This is a genomic window from Neorhizobium sp. USDA 3394 (assembly GCF_056280385.1).
The window spans coordinates 187,614-205,201 of sequence record NZ_JBWCDU010000001.1 but is presented as its reverse complement, the minus strand read 5'-3'; the positions used below and the strand labels follow the sequence as shown (position 1 = coordinate 205,201).

General features: G+C 60.9%; 15 protein-coding genes. 6 read left to right on the top strand and 9 right to left on the bottom strand.

Translation table 11 applies throughout. The features are described from left to right. Positions 1-4: 4 nt before the first annotated feature. The 3 genes from ACZ9EJ_RS00780 to ACZ9EJ_RS00770 are packed head-to-tail and all read right to left on the bottom strand — an operon-like array spanning position 5 to position 3,183. Complete coding sequence (locus ACZ9EJ_RS00780; RefSeq protein WP_046639369.1) at positions 5-1,213, bottom strand: glycosyltransferase; 1,209 nt, start codon at positions 1,211-1,213, stop codon at positions 5-7. 20 nt (positions 1,214-1,233) lie between these two features. Further along, entirely contained in the window at positions 1,234-2,031 is a 798-nt protein-coding gene (exoK, locus tag ACZ9EJ_RS00775; protein ID WP_046639368.1) for an endo-1,3-1,4-beta-glycanase ExoK, read from the bottom strand. Between the two features lie 3 nt (positions 2,032-2,034). Beyond that, entirely contained in the window at positions 2,035-3,183 is a 1,149-nt protein-coding gene (locus tag ACZ9EJ_RS00770; RefSeq protein WP_046639367.1) for an acyltransferase family protein, read from the bottom strand. A gap of 836 nt (positions 3,184-4,019) precedes the next feature. On the opposite strand from ACZ9EJ_RS00770, the gene ACZ9EJ_RS00765 reads away from it, so the two are divergent. Next, on the top strand, positions 4,020-4,988 hold the full coding sequence (locus tag ACZ9EJ_RS00765; RefSeq protein ID WP_046639366.1) for a glycosyltransferase family 2 protein: 969 nt from the start codon (positions 4,020-4,022) through the stop codon (positions 4,986-4,988). A gap of 44 nt (positions 4,989-5,032) precedes the next feature. Continuing rightward, entirely contained in the window at positions 5,033-5,977 is a 945-nt protein-coding gene (locus ACZ9EJ_RS00760) for a polysaccharide pyruvyl transferase family protein (protein WP_046639365.1), read from the top strand. Here the strand turns inward: ACZ9EJ_RS00760 and ACZ9EJ_RS00755 are convergent. Then, positions 5,968-6,972: a glycosyltransferase family 2 protein gene (locus tag ACZ9EJ_RS00755; protein WP_046639364.1), complete on the bottom strand. Its 1,005-nt coding sequence runs from the start codon at positions 6,970-6,972 to the stop codon at positions 5,968-5,970. The genes ACZ9EJ_RS00760 and ACZ9EJ_RS00755 overlap by 10 nt on opposite strands. A gap of 87 nt (positions 6,973-7,059) precedes the next feature. Continuing rightward, the gene (locus ACZ9EJ_RS00750) at positions 7,060-7,356 is read right to left on the bottom strand and encodes an exopolysaccharide production repressor protein (protein ID WP_046639363.1); all 297 of its coding nucleotides are present in this window, start codon (positions 7,354-7,356) and stop codon (positions 7,060-7,062) included. 728 nt (positions 7,357-8,084) lie between these two features. Here ACZ9EJ_RS00750 and ACZ9EJ_RS00745 point away from each other — a divergent pair. The 3 genes from ACZ9EJ_RS00745 (at position 8,085) to ACZ9EJ_RS00735 (ending at position 11,391) form a co-directional block, all read left to right on the top strand. Continuing rightward, positions 8,085-8,765, top strand: coding sequence for a sugar transferase (locus tag ACZ9EJ_RS00745; protein WP_046639362.1), 681 nt, complete (start codon positions 8,085-8,087; stop codon positions 8,763-8,765). 102 nt (positions 8,766-8,867) lie between these two features. After that, complete coding sequence (locus ACZ9EJ_RS00740; RefSeq protein WP_046639361.1) at positions 8,868-10,124, top strand: polysaccharide biosynthesis/export family protein; 1,257 nt, start codon at positions 8,868-8,870, stop codon at positions 10,122-10,124. A gap of 7 nt (positions 10,125-10,131) precedes the next feature. Beyond that, the gene (locus ACZ9EJ_RS00735; protein WP_046639360.1) at positions 10,132-11,391 is read left to right on the top strand and encodes an O-antigen ligase family protein; all 1,260 of its coding nucleotides are present in this window, start codon (positions 10,132-10,134) and stop codon (positions 11,389-11,391) included. Here ACZ9EJ_RS00735 and ACZ9EJ_RS00730 read toward each other — a convergent pair. From ACZ9EJ_RS00730 to ACZ9EJ_RS00720, 3 genes are all read right to left on the bottom strand, one after another. After that, the gene (locus ACZ9EJ_RS00730; protein WP_046639359.1) at positions 11,381-12,991 is read right to left on the bottom strand and encodes a GMC oxidoreductase; all 1,611 of its coding nucleotides are present in this window, start codon (positions 12,989-12,991) and stop codon (positions 11,381-11,383) included. The two genes, ACZ9EJ_RS00735 and ACZ9EJ_RS00730, sit on opposite strands and share 11 nt — an antisense overlap. Before the next feature lie 165 nt (positions 12,992-13,156). Then, complete coding sequence (locus ACZ9EJ_RS00725) at positions 13,157-14,218, bottom strand: aldo/keto reductase (protein ID WP_046639358.1); 1,062 nt, start codon at positions 14,216-14,218, stop codon at positions 13,157-13,159. 280 nt (positions 14,219-14,498) lie between these two features. Continuing rightward, positions 14,499-15,653, bottom strand: a complete 1,155-nt coding sequence (locus ACZ9EJ_RS00720; RefSeq protein ID WP_046639357.1) for a type 1 periplasmic-binding domain-containing protein — start codon at positions 15,651-15,653, stop codon at positions 14,499-14,501. Between the two features lie 442 nt (positions 15,654-16,095). Between ACZ9EJ_RS00720 and ACZ9EJ_RS00715 the strand changes: the two genes are divergently transcribed. Then, a complete protein-coding gene (locus ACZ9EJ_RS00715) occupies positions 16,096-16,893 on the top strand; it encodes a transglutaminase-like cysteine peptidase (protein WP_080955672.1) in 798 nt (265 codons plus the stop codon). A gap of 40 nt (positions 16,894-16,933) precedes the next feature. Here ACZ9EJ_RS00715 and ACZ9EJ_RS00710 read toward each other — a convergent pair whose 3' ends face one another. Continuing rightward, on the bottom strand, positions 16,934-17,563 hold the full coding sequence (locus ACZ9EJ_RS00710; RefSeq protein ID WP_233954151.1) for a ribbon-helix-helix domain-containing protein: 630 nt from the start codon (positions 17,561-17,563) through the stop codon (positions 16,934-16,936). Positions 17,564-17,588: the final 25 nt, after the last annotated feature.

Below are 17,588 nucleotides of genomic sequence, written 5' to 3'. Positions count from 1 at the left end.
CACCTCACGATTGCACGGTTGAAACGGCCGGCAGGTCTGCCGGCGACGAAACGTTGGGATGTAAAGCCGCGAGCCGCGAGACAAGGGCGCGGCAATCCGCCGGCCCGGTCACCCACTGGCTGCGCTCCACGGCGGCAAGCCGGGAGAAAAGGTCAAGGTAGCGTGCTTCCGTCATCTCGTTGAACAGCACCTCAAGGGTCTCCGCCGTCACCTGATTACGCACCAGGCCGATGCCCCGCTTGCCGATGAAGCGGCCGGTCTCGGTGCCTGAAAGCGCGATCGGAACCGCGCCGTACAACCCGCCCTCATAGAGCCGGTTTGGCAGCAGCCAGCTGGAATTCAGCCCTTCCTCGAAAAAATCGATCGCCCAGGTGAACTGCACGTCGGCGTAGATCGCAGAGAGATCCTCGGGATTGCGGTAGGCGCCGTGGAACTCGACATGCGGGGCGGCGGCAACCTTCGCATCGAAGTCGTCGAACTCGCTGTAAGCCGGGCGGCCGCGCAACACGATCTCGACCCTCCCGTCCATACGGGCTGCGAAATCGATCAGCATGTCGAGCGACTTGCGGCAGCGGATCGCCCCGAACCACCCGATCCGCCAGGGCTTGCCCGGCTCCGGTGGACGGGGCTGGAGCGGCCCGGCAGCCAGTTCCGGCTCGAGGGCGAGCACCTTGTTTTCCAGAAGCAGAACCGGCAGGTCGAGGCCGGAACGCGGCTTGAAGAAATTTTCCACGAAGGCAGGGGAGCTGGTGATTAGCAGGCTGGCGCGGCGGCCGAAAGACAGCTGCGCCTGTCGCATCAGACGGCCCTTAATTCCCTCATCGAGCAGGAGGCGGTGAATATCGAGGCATTCGTAGACGACAGGAACCTGGCGGCTGAACATGGACGCGGCACGTCCGGCAAGCGCCAGCGTCTCCAGGTTGCGGGCGATGATGACGTCGGGCACGGCGATATCAGCCAGCGTCCGCTTCAGCCGCATGCGAGCGGCAAGAACCGCTCCAATGCGCTGCGCAAACCGACCGTCCGCCGTCTGCCCGAGTGAAACGGTGGTCACATCCCGCTCGTCGGCAAGCACGTTCGAGCCGCGCTCGAAGCCCGCGACGGTGACGGCCGCACCGCCGGCCTTCAAGGTCAGCACCCGCCGCCGTATGGCCGCGTCGGCCATGTCATGCGCGAGATAGAGAACGTTCAATGTCAAATCGTCCAACTCCATTGTCGAGCCGCCAGGGCGGTTCAGCCGAGCGTGCAGAGCACGGATTCAGGAAAGCGGCATTTCTCGCCGATCGCGGTAAAGGAGATCCGGTCGACGGTCATCGAGGTCGGCTGGGTGTAGGAGAATGCACCCATCCACTGTTTGAGCGTGTCGGTTCCCCAAAGGCTCACGAAAATCTTCTGGGGGTTTTGCGGGATCTTCGTCTTGTCCGTCACTTCGTGGACGAGCTTGCCGTTCACGAAGTAGCGGAGGCGGCTCTCCTCCCAGATAAAGGCATAGTCGTTGAAGCCCTGGTCCGCGCCGCCTGCGACCGGCACGAGCTTCTCGTTGTTGCCCTTGGCGGAAACATACTGATTGAGCTGAACCTGGCCGGTGTTCTTGCCGAGCACTTCGAAATCGATCTCGTCATGCGGCTTCTTGTCGGTGGGGCCGATATAGGTGAAGAAAGCCGAATTGAGCCCCGAGCCCGTCGCGGATTTCATGCGCACCTCGTAGGTGCCATAGCCGAAACGCGCCTTGGTCTGGATTTCCCCGCAGGCAAAGTCGCGGTCGCCGGTCTTGTCTCCGGTGAAGGTGAGCTGCAAGGCGCTGCCTTCGACCTTCACCTGCTTCTTCGACCAGGTGCAGTTCTGGTGCTTGCCGTTGTTCCAGCCGTCCGAGACGTACCAGACGGAACGATCGAGGCTGTCGAAGTTCTCCACGAAGGACTGACCCGCAGCACCCTGTTGGGCGTATGCTGCGGGGGAGAGAAGTCCGGACACCGAGGCGGCGATGATAACCGTGCAGGTTAGTTGAATCTGTCTGGCCTTGGCCGTCATGTTTCACCTATGCTGTTGCGTCATTGCGGGTTCGCCGGGATGGTTGGCCCCGGCGGGTGAGTGGGACTTGGCGGCGGCCGAAAGCTTGGCCTTGCGACCGCGGCTGCCCGTCAACACCTCGTACACACCGCGCATTCTGCGCGAGAAGAGACGGTTGCTGACATAAAGAATGAGAAAGCTGCCGACGGCAGCGGTCACGTAGAAGACGGGATAAAGCGCGTCACCTGCCACCCGGTTCCACACCATCCACATCAGGACGAGCAGCGGGTAGTGGGCGCAGAACATCCAGAAGCTCAGGCTTCCGGTGGCGGCAAGTCGCTGGCCGGCCCAGGAACGAATGACGATCGCCGACATCAGCCAGAACCCGCCGGCGCCCACAATCGAAAGCGCACTGCGCGCCATGTCGAGAGGCCAGGGGAAATCCGGGCCGGTCCAGTAGAGGCCGATGGACAGCAGCACAGCGGCGGCGAGCACCGCTGCAATACCCGGCCCCGCAAACCGGTCCGCGGCCTTGAGATCCACCCGGTTGAGCGCCAGGAAGATGCCGAGGGTGAAGCTGAACAGGATCGATTTCTTCAGGACGATGCCGAGCGTCAATGCGGGAGTGATCGCCAGCAGAAACAGCACGCCAAGCGTCGCCGCCGGAAAGCGCCCCACCGCCATGGCAAGGATCGGCGACAGAATGATGCAGACGATCAGGTCGCGCAGAAAGTAGAGCGGAATATTGATCGGCAATCCTTCCGTGGCCAATGCGTTGTCCAGGAATTCCCGTGTCGGGAGGTTCCAGAGATCGGGGAAATACCCAATACCGATGTCCATGGGTTGGATGGCGAGCACGGCCCCAAGCAGACCGAGGTTCCACAACAGGAAAGGTACCAGGACGGTCCTCGCCTTGGAGCGAAGTGTCTTGGCATAGTCGAACGTCTCCCAGCCACGCTGGAACAGCAGGTAGCCGGAAATCGCGCTGAGGCACGGCACGCCGATGCGGAACAGGCTGTCCCCGAGGAAAACCCTGAACCAATCGAACAGACCATTCAGCCCCAGGAAGGGGTTGGTCGCGGGATCGTGCGGCACGTGGACGAAGAGTATGCCGGAGATCAGCAGGATACGCATCAGATTGATACGGGAGGATATGTTTGGATCGACAGTCAAACGAGTCACCCTTTTTGGGCAGTGCCTCCCGTCACCACCGTTTCAATCAGAGCAGACTTGAGCCCGCAGTCACGCAAAAAGGATCGGGCCCAGTTTGGCGCAAAATGTGGCGGCGCAGCAAAAAAGCAACCCGCGCGGAAATACTGAGGCTCGAAGAGGCTCCCGTCTCGGCGTCCGATACGGCTTCGGGGACTTAGGGTTTTCAAGGGGTCAGGGCCCACTTCGGGGCTATTAATGCTGCATCGCAACAGCACAAAAAAATCTTTTTGCAATAGGCCGAAACGGCTAAACCTTCGTATCCATGTACCTCCCCGCCCTGAAGCGCGCACGGAATGTGGCAGAATCTAGGCAAATCTGGGACGCAATCAGGCAAAGCCGGCCTCCGGATGCGATACCCGAATCCGCGGCGGCGGGCGACGCCCAAAATTTTCTGCAAACCGGCGCTCAATCTTTAAAAAAGCGGCAATTGATGGGTCTCCCCCGGCTGCTCCACCGCTGACCGCCTCCAGATAAGGCTTCGTTAACTGCGCTGCGAAGATGCGCAGGACGGCCGGAAGATCATCGCCGAAAACAACACCGGGTGGTGCCTCGGGGGGCCGACGCGAGGTCTTCTAAGGCCCGCGGTCTTGCCAGATTGGAGCCCGTGACAAATTTCAGCCCGAATGTAACGGTCTTTGATAGCGCGCTCGGCCGAGCGCCAGTGTGATCGTCTTGGTGGGAGCCATAGGGTCAAATCCTGTTACGGGAGGTCATTCGATACGGCAGCGCACTGCCGTCAACCCGGAGCCCGACAGACGTCAGAGGCTTGTAATTCTTTGAAAAGGCAGGGGCAAAACATGGCGACGTTCACGGTTGTTATCCCATATTTCCAAAAGGAAGCCGGCATTCTTCGCCGCGCGCTGAAATCGATTTTCGATCAGACCTATCAGGACTTCGATATAGTCATTGTCGACGACGAGTCGCCCCTATCCGCGGAGATGGAGCTTCAAGGCATTGAAGATGCATGGAGATCCCGCATCCGCGTAATCCGCCAGCAGAACGGCGGGCCGGGTGCGGCACGCAATACCGGCCTCGACAACATTCCCGCTGCCACCCGTTACGCAGCACTTCTCGATTCGGACGACGTCTGGCTGCCGGATCATCTGAAGAATGCGTTTGAGAGCATGAGCCGCTTCGATGCCGAGTGCTACTGGGCCTCGATGCAGGCGAGCGACGAGTTCTACTACCACTTCGGCATGGCCGAACTCGAACAGACGGAAGGCGGTACGCGGCTTTCCGAAAACCCGCTCCTGATCGAAATGCCGGATCTCGCAAGCGTCATGCTGAAGAACTGGAGCTTCCTCCATCTTTCCTGCATGGTCATCGCCCGACCGGTCTTCGAAACGGTCCGTTTCGAGCCCTCGCTACGGCTGGCGGCCGAAGACGTGCTGTTCTTCGTCGACTGCATCCTCAAATCGAAGCGAACCCTGCTCTGCGACGAAGAGGGCGCCGCCCGCGGCATGGGCCTCAACATCTTTCACAGCATCGACAATCGGTCGCCGCAGTTCCTGCGACAGCAGTTCAACACCTGGGTGGCGCTCGATACGCTGGAGGAGCGTTTCCGTTCCCGCCCCAGCGACGTCGCCTCGATCGCATCCTACAAGAACACGGCCCGGCGGCAGGCCCTCTGGAGCCAGGCCGGACGGGTGAAACGCCGCCAGGCGCCGGACCTCGGCCTGCTCGCCCGTTGGGTGATGCGCGATCCCGCGCTGATCCGGGCGGCATTCGAACTCGGGGCCGGGAAGCTCGGCCGCAACGCACGCTAAATGCCTGTGTTTCCTTTTAATTTCATCATCCCACGGAGGCCCGCATGAAAGCGTACTACTGGGAATCGCATCACGGCAATTTCGGCGACGATCTCAATCTCTGGCTCTGGGACGCCCTGCTTCCCGGTTTTCGGGACGTCCATCCCGAGGTCCTGCTGGTCGGCGTCGGCACCGTCCTCAATCCGGTCCTGCTGCCTGCGGGCCAGAAGAAACTGGTTATCGGCAGCGGCTACGGTTATGGCACGCCGCCTGATGTCGCCGACGCGGCCGAATGGGACGTGCGGGCAGTCCGCGGCCCGATGACGGCCGCCAAACTCGGCATTTCACCCGACAAGGCGATCACCGACCCGGCGGCAATGATCGCCGACATGCCGGAATTCCAGAACCTGCCGAAAATCCACAAGAAGACCTTCATTCCCCATTGGGAATCCGCGGAATTCGGCATGTGGAACGCCGTCTGCGAGCCCGTCGGCCTCACCTATCTCGATCCGCGCGGCGAGGCGAAATCGGTCATCCGGCATATCGCCCAGTCGGAGCTGATCATCGCCGAATCCATGCATGGTGCGATCCTGGCGGATGCCTTCCGGGTGCCGTGGGTGGCCGTCAGCAGCTCCCGTTCCATCAACAATTTCAAGTGGAACGACTGGGCCGCATCGGTGGGGACGGTTTACGAACCTCGCTACGTGCCGGTCTCCACCCGCGCAGAAGCGGTGGCGAAGCGTTCGCGCTTCTGGGGCTTCAGCTTCGACGGTGAGCGACCCGCACATGAGGCGGCGCCGGAGCCGCACGGCGGCGAGGTCATTACCCGTACGCCGCCACCGCAGACTGGCCTTCGCGGCATGGCGAAGCAATTGCTTGCAGCTCCGTCCGTGCTGGCGCTCTGGCAGGCAAGCCGGGCAGAACCGCGGCTCAGCCCCGTCGAGGTTCTGGACGAGCGCAAGGAGAAATTCCGGACGATGCTGGAAGGGATACGCCGCGACTATTTCTGAACGGCGGGTATGCCGGGCAGAAGATAGCGCATGCCGGCCGGCTGCGCCTGCGGCTTGGACGACTTCGCCCGCAGGAGATCGAGCTTGTCGAGGAAGATGCCCGTCGCAACGGCCGGCAGGACCTGCGGGCGGGAGAGCAGGTGCCGGATGGCTGCACCGTTCCCCGCCTGCGATTTGATGTCGAGGAAGGCACGCAGCTCGTAGCGGTCGCGCGTATGGTCGCGATGTCGGACGATCACTGCCCTCTCCTCTTCGCCAAGCGCCGGATCTGCAAGCAGCGCGTCGTCCGCTTCGTAGAACTTGCGCAGGTCGTCAGTGTGATGCCGGCTGCTCAGCGAGTCCTGGCGCACGATGGCGCCGTAGCCGCAATGCTCGATCACCTTGTAGCGCGCGCCCTTGGCAAGCGCCCGGGCGTAGAAGTCGTAATCCTCACCGAAACGCATGTTCTCGTCGTAGCGGAGGCCGTGGGCGTCGAGGAAAGCCCGGCTCATCACCGGCTTCAGGAAACCTGTCTCACCGCGTTTGACGCCGCGCTTGGAGATGTTTCCTTCCACGAATTCGACGAGCGACATGGTCCGGGCTCGGGTCTCGAACCGTTCCGGACGGACAGGTCCGCTCGGTTCGTAGATGAAGGCGATATTGTCGGCGATGAGGTCCCACCCGTCTTCCTCCAGCATCGGCGCAAACCGGCCGGGGAAGAAGAAGTCGTCCGCATCGAGTATGCCGATCAGCGGCGCGCGCGATATGGCGATCGCATGATTGCGGGCGGCAGAGGGGCCGCGATTCTTTTCGAACGAAACAACGGTCAGCCGCCCCGACTTGTCATCGGCCCTGCGCGCGACATCGGCGGTGCCATCGGTCGAACCGTCATCGACCACCACGACCTCGCTGACACGACCCTCGTTCAAGGCGGATTGGATCGCGATTCCAATCGTTTCCGCGGCATTCTTGACCGCGATGATGACGCAGATCGTCTGAGAAGCGTTTTCCGCCATAGCCCACTCCATGTTGCATCGCGATGCAATTATGGGCTCAGGAAAATGGCCCTCGTGTGGAACTGGCAGAAAAAAGCGTGATTTCGTTCAGGTATCGCCGGCCGGGAGGTGCGAAGCGGGATCGGCACGCAGCCCGTCACGCCGGCTGCTGTCCTTTGAGCTCTTGGCAGTCGCAGCGGCATCCGAAGTTACGCCGGTATCCCGCAACTGCTTTTCACGACGGACCAGATAGAGGATGGCGACGAAATATCCCGCCTGGATCAGGACGGCACAGATCAGGGTCTGTATAAATGCCGTATAGAACGATCCGGTGATAAAGTACGCAGCCACCGCGCACACGAGCAGAGTCCCTGTCATGCTGATAAAGACGCGCGGCGCGTACATGATCCTTCCTCCCGAACATAAATGTTCCGTTTTAGGCTTTTCAGGCTCCTCTCCTGATAAAACAACCATATGAGTCTGGCGGAGAGGATTCAAGTTTTCCGATCCCGATAGTGCCAGCTATTGGTGAAACTTTCGTAAGGTCCTCGAGGTTCCCGATAAATACTGCAGGCAATGGATCGATCTTTATCTCAGTACCGCAGGCCTCACGCCTCGGTTTTGCCACATTTTCGCCCGGATTCGCTCGGGTTGGAACGAAATCCGCGGCCAGTTCTCTCAACCCCCACAAAACCCGATCAACTTTTGTTACAAAGCTCACGCGAGCCCGCCAACCATTGTTGCACCGCAGCATTGTATTGCGACGCAACAAGAATGGGCCTTTGGTCCTAGACGGAAGCTACTTTGGTCCCCATCGCCAAGAAGCTGCGCATCTTATGACTAGGCGAGCGACAGGAGAGGATGCCGGGGTAAGCTTGCGCCAAGATGCTAATATTGGCTCCATGGCCAATTTTACACGCCTTCTACAGTATTGACTGTACTTGCGGCGTATATCTCCCAAGTTGTTCCCGCCCAATCACGGGTTGGGAATCGCCCCCCACCCCCTGCCCGAGGCGGCTGGCGGAAAAGTTTGATCTTCATCAAATTGCGAACACAGACTTATTATCACATTAACGCTCAATGACGCGCCGTAATGGCACCGACTATCGCAAAACCTAAGTGGAGTTCACTCTATGAAGTCAGCGACACGTTCGGCAGGTTCGCCGTTCTCAACGTCAGACCAAGCCCGCATGACTCTCCCAACTGGGGGCTTGGCAAAACGCAGTTTCGACATCACCGCCGCAGTCCTAGCCCTCATCCTGTTCAGTCCCATCTTCCTGATGATCGCGGCCCTGGTGAAGTTTACCGACCATGGCCCTGTCTTCTATGGCCATCCCCGGATCGGCCATAACGGCCGCACCTTCAAATGCCTCAAGTTCCGCACGATGGCCGTAAATGGCGACGAAGTCCTGCGGAACCACCTGAAAGCCAACCCGCAAGCCGCGGATGAATGGCGAGCGACGCGCAAACTCAAGGTCGACCCCCGCGTGACGGTCGTCGGCACCGTGCTGCGCAAGCTCAGCCTCGACGAGCTTCCGCAGCTTCTCAACATTCTGCGGGGTGAAATGAGCGTTGTCGGCCCTCGCCCAGTGGTCGACGAGGAACTGAACCTCTACGACAACTTTGCGGCCTACTACCTGAGCACGCGCCCGGGCCTCACCGGGCTTTGGCAGATCAGCGGCCGCAATGACGTTTCCTATGACAGCCGTATCGCGTTCGATACCCACTATGTCCAGAACTGGTCGCTCATCGGTGATGTCGCCATCATCGTAAAAACGATCCCCGCCGTCTGCATGGCGCGCGGCAGTTACTGATCATCCGTTGGCTCTGCTGAAGCGTCGGCCCCTTGACGGGATCGGCGATTTTGGCGGGCTTCGAGCGCGGACCTGGTTCCGCGCCTTTTGAAGGAAAAATCCATGCAGACACAAACCGCCTCCGCGAGGGGCCTGCGTGCTTTATGTTTCCTGGCCGGTGCGATCACAGTCGCTCTGGCCAGTAGCGCGACTGCGGACGAGACCGGCTATCGCCTCGGCGTGATGGACAAGCTGCGAATCCGCGTCGCGGAGTGGCAGCCGGCCGACGGCACGATCCGCAACTGGGATGCGGTGAGCGGCGACTATACCATCGGGCCGACCGGATCACTCTCGCTTCCCTTCATCGGCGACCTCCCGGCGGCCGGCAAGACGGCGGGCGAGGTGGCGAAAACCATCGGCGAGGAGTTGCGCGGCAAGTTCGCGTTGCGCAACCTGCCGTCGGCTTCCGTGGAAATCGCCCAGTTCCGGCCGGTTTTCCTGGCCGGCGACGTACACACGCCGGGCGAATATCCCTTTACTCCCAGCCTCACCGTGCTGAAGGCCGTCAGCCTTGCCGGCGGCCTTCTCCGGTCCGATTCGGGCCAGCGCTTCGCCCGCGATTTCATCAATGCCCGCGGCGACGCCTCCGTCTACGATTCCGAGCGCAGCCGGCTTCTCGCTCGCCGTGCCCGGCTGCTTGCGGAAGTCGCCGGCGCCACCGAACTGAAAGTTCCGGCGGAACTCAAGGAGGTCGGCAACGCGGAAAAGCTGATCGCCAGCGAAGCCTCGCTGATGAAATCGCGGCGCGAACGTTACGAACTTCAGCTGAAGGCACTCAGCGACCTGCGCACGCTGCTCGAAAACGAGGTCCAGTCGCTCAGCCAGAAGAACGAGACTCAGAAGCGGCAGTTGCAGCTCGTCAGCGAGGATCGCGAAAAGATGGCGAAGCTGACCGAACAGGGGCTGGCGACATCCAGCCGCCGCATCACCGCCGAGGAAAGAGCCGCGACCATCGAAGCGAACCTCCTCGATATCGACACCTCCACCCTTCGCGCCAAGCAGGATATCAACAAGGCGAACCAGGACGAGATCAACCTGCGCAACGACTGGGAGGCCCAGCGCGCCCAGGAGCTGCAGAACACCGATGCCGAACTCGAAAAGCTCGGCCTGCAGCTCGGCACCAGCCGCGAACTGATGTCGGAAGCCGTGGCTCAGTCGGCCGAGGCGCTGAAATTCGACCCCTCGGGCAAGTCTGCCACCATCAAATACACCGTGGTGCGGGACGACGGCCAGGGGCCCAAGGAAGTTGTCGTCGGCGAAAACGACAAGCTTCTGCCCGGCGACGTCGTCAAGGTCACCGCCGAACTCCTGATGCAATGAGGATCGCATGAGGATTGCCAAATCTGCGCTGGTCGATCCGGCTCGCAACGAAGTCTACGGCGTGGCTGCGGTCGCGCTGTCCTTCTTCGTGTTCGCCTATTCGAGCCGGTTCGGGCAGATTTCGATCCTCGCTTATTACGGCGTCTGGTTCCTGCTGCTGCTCGCCGACTATCGGCGGGCTCTCGGCAACTACATCAGATATCTCTGGATATTCGGCTTTGCGCTGTTCTGCTTCATTTCCGCCTTCTGGTCGCCGGCCTTCGGCATCTCGCTGCGCACCGCGATACAATACCTGACGCATTTGGTCTGCGCGCTGATCGCCATGCGCACAATCAGCGTGCTGACTTTGACCCGCGGCGCTATCGTGGGCACGGCGATCGTGCTCCTGTTTTCCATGCTGTTCGGGACCTACCTCTACGACGCGATCGACGGCAGCTACAGTTTCGTTGGCGCGTTCTCTTCGAAGAACCAGCTCGGCTTCTATGCCTCCCTCGGCCTTCTCTTCGCAGCCTCCTATCTGCTCATCTGGCGGCAGAAAGGTCTCTGGCTGATGGCTTCGGGCGGCGTCGGCCTCCTGAGCGCCTATTGCCTTCTCGCCTCGCAGTCGGCGACTTCTGCCATCACCACAGCCGGCGTTCTGGCGCTTTGCCTCGGTTATATGCCGGTCGCGCATCTTGCCCCCAATCACCGCAAGCTGCTGGTCGCCGGACTGGTGGTGATTGCAGTGGTCGCGGTGATCGGCGCACTCCAGGTCGGCGCGGTCGATGCGGTCCTCGGCATATTCGGCAAGGACTCGACGCTGACGGGACGGACCTATCTCTGGCAGCAGGGTATCGAGGCAATACGCGAAAACCCGATTCTGGGCACCGGTTATCAGGGCTATTGGGTTCCTGGCTTCGCCGATGCCGAGAGACTGTGGGACGACTTTTTCATCACCGCCCGCAGCGGGTTCCATTTCCACAACACGTTCATCGAGGTTGCCGTCGAGACCGGCCTCGTCGGGCTCGCCCTGCTCTGCATGATCATGCTGACAAACGTCTTCGGCCATCTGAGCGCGATGCTGAGCCGCGACCGCGATCCCGGCTCGACGCTGTTATGCGCGCTGAGCATTCTGTTGCTGATCCGGGCTTTCGTGGAGGTCGACGTGCTTTTCCCTTACCAGATCGGCTCGTTCCTGATGTTCTACGCCGCCGGCCGGCTGACCCTTCGCCGGAAGTCCCCCGCATTGACCTACCCCTCCAGACCCCGGCGAACCATCATCGCCTGAGCTTTTCGGAAAGGTGTTCGGCGAGCCGGAGCGCCAGCGCCACGGCCGGCAATGTCGGGTTTGCATGGCCTCCTGTCGGGAACAGGCCGCTGCCGGCGAGATAAAGATTGCCGATGCCATGCACGCGGCAATCGGCATCGGTCACGCCATCATCAGGGTCGCCGGACATGCGGCTGAGGCCGATCTGGTGATAGCCGTCGAATGCCTGGTTCAGCACCGCCCCCCGCCGCTGGAGCGCGTCATGCAGATATTCCAGTCTTCCGAGCCCTGTTCGTCTTAGCCACGTATCGAGAATCTCATGCGATCTCAGGACTGAACTTACGTCCTGTTCGGTCACTCGATAGTCGACCACAAGACCGGCCTGCGTGCCCGCTCGGCCCTGAGGTTGCAGGTAGACCCGGCTTTCTGGATTGGGCACCTGTTCGGCATGGTAGCGAAGCAGATAGCGACCTTTTGGATTGATGAGCGTGCGCCAGGGTTCGATGCGTCGCTCCAGCATGTTGAGAGCCGATCCGAACAGATCGAATGCCGACCGGCGATCGGTGCGGATATTCCGCCAATGCTGTCGGCGATCGATGTTCTCGAGGCCCCTGGCTGTCGGCGCCAGACCTTTCGAAAGGCGGCGATAGAGACCGAACATCTTGAGGAACAGGTAGATGAGTGACAGGGCACCCGAACCATGCACGGGATCGGCAATCGAAATCGCGTCGATCCAGAAGACGCAGTTGAGGAGCTTCTCCTCCGCCTGGATCGCCGGCGTGACCTGCAGCCTGCGACGGAAGATATAGTTTTCGTCGTCGATATTGAAGGCGAAGTGGCTCGCGAGCCTGGGCTTGTCGAATTGCAGCACGGCAATGTAGCCAGTCAGATGCCCCTGGTAGAAGCGTCCGAGCGGACCGTCGGGACCGCCCAATGCTTCCGGCCGCCGCTCCCGCAACGCGAGCAGCAGGCGGGCGTTCTCGAGCCCTCCTCCCGCGAGGACGAAAGTTCTTGCCCTGATCTGGCTTTCCTGTCCGGCGCTGTAGGCCGTGAGACTTTCGACACGCGTGCCGGACGCATCGAGCGTGATGCCGGCGACGGTCGCGTTCACGAGGCGAATACGCCTGGAGGCCTTGAGCCTCTCTCCGTAAATCGGGCCGAGATCCGGAAACCGGCTCCACCGCTCCAGGGCGTTCGTGTCGATCCCATTATCCGAGACACCGAGCGGTTCAAAAGCAGGCTCGCCGGCATTGCAGTTGAGGAATGTCAGCGCTTCCGGATAGTGGCGGCGAAGCTCCTCATGGGAAATTGGCCAACCGGAAAACGGCACATGGTCCCGCACCTCGAAATCCAGTTCGTCGAAAGTGACGCACCGACCGCCCCAGAGCGCCGACGCACCACCGATGCCCGGACGGGACATCGCCATGGAAGGAGCATGATGGTCGTTGGTGAATTCGATCTCGCCTGCACCGGCACGCTCCACCGCTCCGCCCGCGCCCATTTCGAACAGGATTACGGAGAGCCCGAGTGCCTCCAGCTTCAGAGCAAGTGCCAACCCGACGGGGCCTGCGCCGACGATGCAGACATCCGTCGTTTCCGTCTCGGAATCTGCTGAAGTCATGTATGCCTTTGAGAGAAAACCCCGGATTACCCGCAGATAGAGCGGACCTCGAGAAATGGAACTGCCCATTCGGATGAGGCCCCAGGGAATTCTGGCTTTCGATATCGAGCGCTAGTCGCTGAGTTATAGAGCTCCCAAACCCAGGTTCCTGATCGCTCGTATCGGCTAGGCGACGCGTTGCGAGCGCGTGAGCGGAGTGACCGCCGCCGATCCACCTGCCGAGCGGGCGACGCGCCCCTCGACCGGGTGAGCCGGATCGGTGAAGCCCGGTGTCGACGGATGGCCGGTTGCGACCAGACGATCGACCAGCGCCTCGTCCTCCGTTTCCAACTTGACCTCCAGCGCGCGGACATAACCGTCCCAATGTTCCTCGGTGCGCGGGCCGGCAATCGCCGATGTGACAAGCTGGTTATTCAGCACCCAGGCGAGCGCAAAATCCGCAGCCGCAATCCCCTTCGCTTGTGCATGCTCCGCGATCTGCTTGGCGATCGCGATCGATTCCTCTCGAAACTCCACGTCGTGCATGCGCTTGTCCCCGCGCCCGGCGCGCGTGTCGGCGGCTGGCGCCTCTCCGACATTGTACTTGCCGGTAAGGATACCGCGCGCGAGCGGGCTGTAGGAAACCACACCGAGACCATAAGCGGCAGCAGCCGGCAACTGCTCGGCTTCGGCCGTGCGGTTGACGATGTTGTAGAGCGGCTGGCTGGCGATCGGCCTGTCGATTCCCAGCTGATCGGCGAGGTGGGATACCTCCGCGATACGCCAGCCGCGGAAATTGGAAACGCCGAAGTAGCGCAGCTTGCCGGCCTTGATCAGATCGGCGATGGCCCGCATCGGCTCATCCAGAGGCGCATCGAAAACGGAACGGTGGAAATAGAGGATGTCGATGTAATCGGTGCCCAGATTGCGCAACGAGTTCTCGACCGTCTGGAAGACCCATTTGCGCGAATGGCCGCCCTGGTTGGGTTTGTTGTTGTGGAAATTGACGAACTTCGTCGCCACGACCCAGTCGTCGCGATGAGCCTTGATGCCGCGCCCGACCACCTCCTCCGATTTGCCATCGTGGTAGACGTCGGCGGTATCGATAAAGTTGATCCCCTGGTCTCGCGCCTTGTCGATGATGCGCAAGGCCACGTCGTCCGGCGCCTGGTTGCCGAACATCATGGCCCCCAGCGTCAGCGGCGAAACCTTGAGGGCGCTGCGGCCCAGATAGCGATACTCAACCATGTAAAATCTCCCGGTCTTTCCGTTGGATAATATTCGGCTCGCAGTGTCTGGGAAATAGCGCACGCCTGAAAGGGCGCCACGCACCAAAAGACAGGAGAAGCCGAACTCCTTTTTCGTCCCGACCGGCAGATTGAGGATTTGCTCCCGGATGGAAGAAATCCGGCGGCGATACCCGTGCGTCAAAGCAGGTCAACGCCCGTGCGCCCGTCGATGCGCCACGCCGTTTAAGCTTAGCTGTCGGCTACAGGACGATCTCCACCGTCGGCGACGGCACGCATCTTTAGAAGCTGACAGCCTTCGGCTCGATGGCCACCAGCCGGCCGCCGTCGATCTTGTAAAGCCCGATCTTGCGCTCCGTCATTCCGCCCGGCGTGAAACGGAAAAGGCCCGTAACGCCTCGAAACCCCGTCTTCGTCGTCAGCGCCTCCGGTGTCAGCGCCGTTGCACCCTTGCCTCTGACGATGCCGGCGGCGACCGCGATACTGTCGTAACCCTCCGCGGCATAGACCGAGAGCGAACGCTTGTTGAAGCGGCGATATCGCTCGCCGATCAAAAGGGAGGCGTCCGGATCGGCCGCTGCGATGATGACATTGGAGGCAGCCGGATCGGCATAAAGCTCTATTGGCCAGTGGCTGGTTCCGACCACGGCCAGCTTGGCGAAAGAGGCCCTGACACCCTTGAGGATGGTTCCGACCGCCGCAGAGTCTCCCATCAATACCAGGGCACCGGCATCATCGAGCAGAGCCTTGTTGCGGGTAAGCAGATCGCCAAGCGGCGCGGCTGGATCATAACGGACCACGCCGATCAGCGCACCGCCGGCCTGGCCGACCGCGGATCTCAGGCGCTCCTCATCGACGCCGGCTATGCTGTTGGGCGTCAGGACGACAACTCTCTTATGGCCGGAGGCGATCACCGGGCGCACACCCCGCGCAACACTCGCCACCTCGTCGAACCCGAAATTGAAGACGTTCGCGCCGGCCACGGGGCTTGAGAGATTGATCAACGGCGGTCGCTGATCGGCCGGAATGGCGGCAATCGCCGCCGTCGTCGCCTGCGGCGCGTAGCTGATCAGCAGACCGGAATTGCGTGCCCTGGCAGCGGCGAGCGCCGGGGCAACGGCAGCCGCCCCCCCCGCCACGTCGATCACCTTGATCTTCATGACGCCGGCATCGTCAAGTTCGCCGATGGCAAGTGCCGCACCGTCACGTATGTCGCGCGCAGCTCCCTCATAGATGCCGTTCGGCGCCTTGGTCAGAAGCACGGTAACTTCCGTCGAGCCGCGCCCGAATGTTTCCTCAACCACGGATGGCGGCGGCTTCAGCGCCTTGTCGTCGAGAACCTTGTCGGCAACGGACGAGGACTCGCATCCGGACAGGACTGCGGCAGCCCACAAACCCAACAGCGATATGCGTATCCGACGCAGGCGCGTCGTCATTCGGAAGGCATTCTGAGTAACGTCGGCGAGATCTGAAGGATAAAAAAACGAACGTCCCTGGGGCATTTCCTGGACCACTCTGCGGCCTTCTTGGTTGTGGCAACACCATGCTATCCCAGACAAAAATCATTAACAAGCGTCCACATAGAAATATAAAATTTTATACGTTTTATCTCAAATAAATTACTTATAGATTATCTATCTTCAAAAACCAGAAATTCAGTAGCGCTTGTTAGTATCTCTCTATCAGGGGAGATAGAAAATGGCGAATAAGAAGAATATACTGAAAGTCGCAATCGCTACAGCTCTCACATTTCCATTGATTGCTTCCGCTGCAATCTCCGCTCCAAGCGCGAACCAACAGTTTCCCACAAATACTGGAACCGGCGCAGCCGTTATCGGAACTCACGTCCTGGAATATCTTCCGACGCCACTCTCCATCATGGCGTCGCTTGCGTTCCGGAATGTACAGGTTGCCGCAGCATTTCAGACATTCAGCCAGCTCGGTTCGACGATCGCCCTGCCCGCGGCAAGACCTGCGAATGTGATCGAGGCCGCGCTCAAGCCGGCCGACCTGTCTCCATCCAAGCGCGCAGAGCCGAGAGCGCCCAACGGCGCCGTGTTCGATACGGTCGCCATCCCCTTCAAGCGCCTTGCCGCCTTGAAGAAGCTCGCGCCCGCTCTCGAAGAAATGGACAACGGCACCGCGGTAAAATGCAACGGCAAGGGTTGCAGCCCGGCCTTCGCCGCCATCCAGCTCGTTGGTCTGAACACATCGCAATCGTCGATCCGCGACAAGCTCAACGCCGTCAATGCCGCGGTGAACCAATCCATTCGCTACCGCACCGACCAGGACGCCTACAAGGTTACCGACCGTTGGAGCACGCCCCGCGAAACGCTGAGCCAACAGCAGGGCGATTGCGAAGATTTCGCGATCCTCAAGATGGCGGCACTTCGCGCGGAAGGCATCGACCCCGACCAGATGTCGATCGTCGTCCTGTTCGACCAGAAGCGTCACTTCTACCACGCCGTCCTTTCGGTCGAAGCCGGCGGCAAGTTCTTCATCCTCGACAACATGCGCAACCAGGTTCTCCTGGACACGCAGCTTCCCGACTACATGCCGCTCTATTCGATCAAGGGCGGCAAGGGTTACCTGCACGGCTCCCGCCGCAAGGACCAGAACGTCGCGATGGCAACGCCGCTGGAAAAGATTGCGCCGGGCGAAGGTGTAAACTTCTGAGCTTTCTGGGCCGGGATGCGATGCGCTCCGGCCCTGGACGTCAATAACGGGAAATATAGCCGATCAGCATCGGCTTCTCGTGTGCCGGGGCAAGGGCCAGATTGATCTGCCCCTTGATGACCTGCCTGGCACAGGAAATCGTAAAACCGGTATTCAAGGTCTTGCCGCGGTTCATCTGCAGCGTATCCATTGCGTCCTCGATCTGCGTGTCGATCGAGAACTTCAGGGTCTTCATCAGCTGCGACGTATCCTCCCCCACCAACCGCTGCCGAAGCATGACCAGAAAAGGTTCGTTGAAGAACTGCAGCCGCTTTTCACGGGTCAGCACGACCGTCGGGGACGGCGATGCCTGAACCAGCGCACCGAGATTTTCGAGCGAGGAGACTTCCTCGACCGTCGCCAGCCGCCCAAGCGCCCATTTGAGGCTGAGGACGCGCAGCAGCGAGGTGAGATTGCCTCCCTCCGGCATCTGGGCCGCGGTGTACTGAACCAGGTCGCCGGTCGTTATCTTGCCTGCCGCCGACATGCGGCTAAGGCCTTCCCAATAGATTTTCTCGAGCCGGATACCACGGCGCTCGCCATTGCGCGCCACGACCGCGCGAAAACGCGGCTCGACTTCTTCCTTGTCGATGATCGGCAGCGGATCGCCCGCAGGTTCGATGCCGGACATTGAAAGCGCACCTGATTTCATTGGA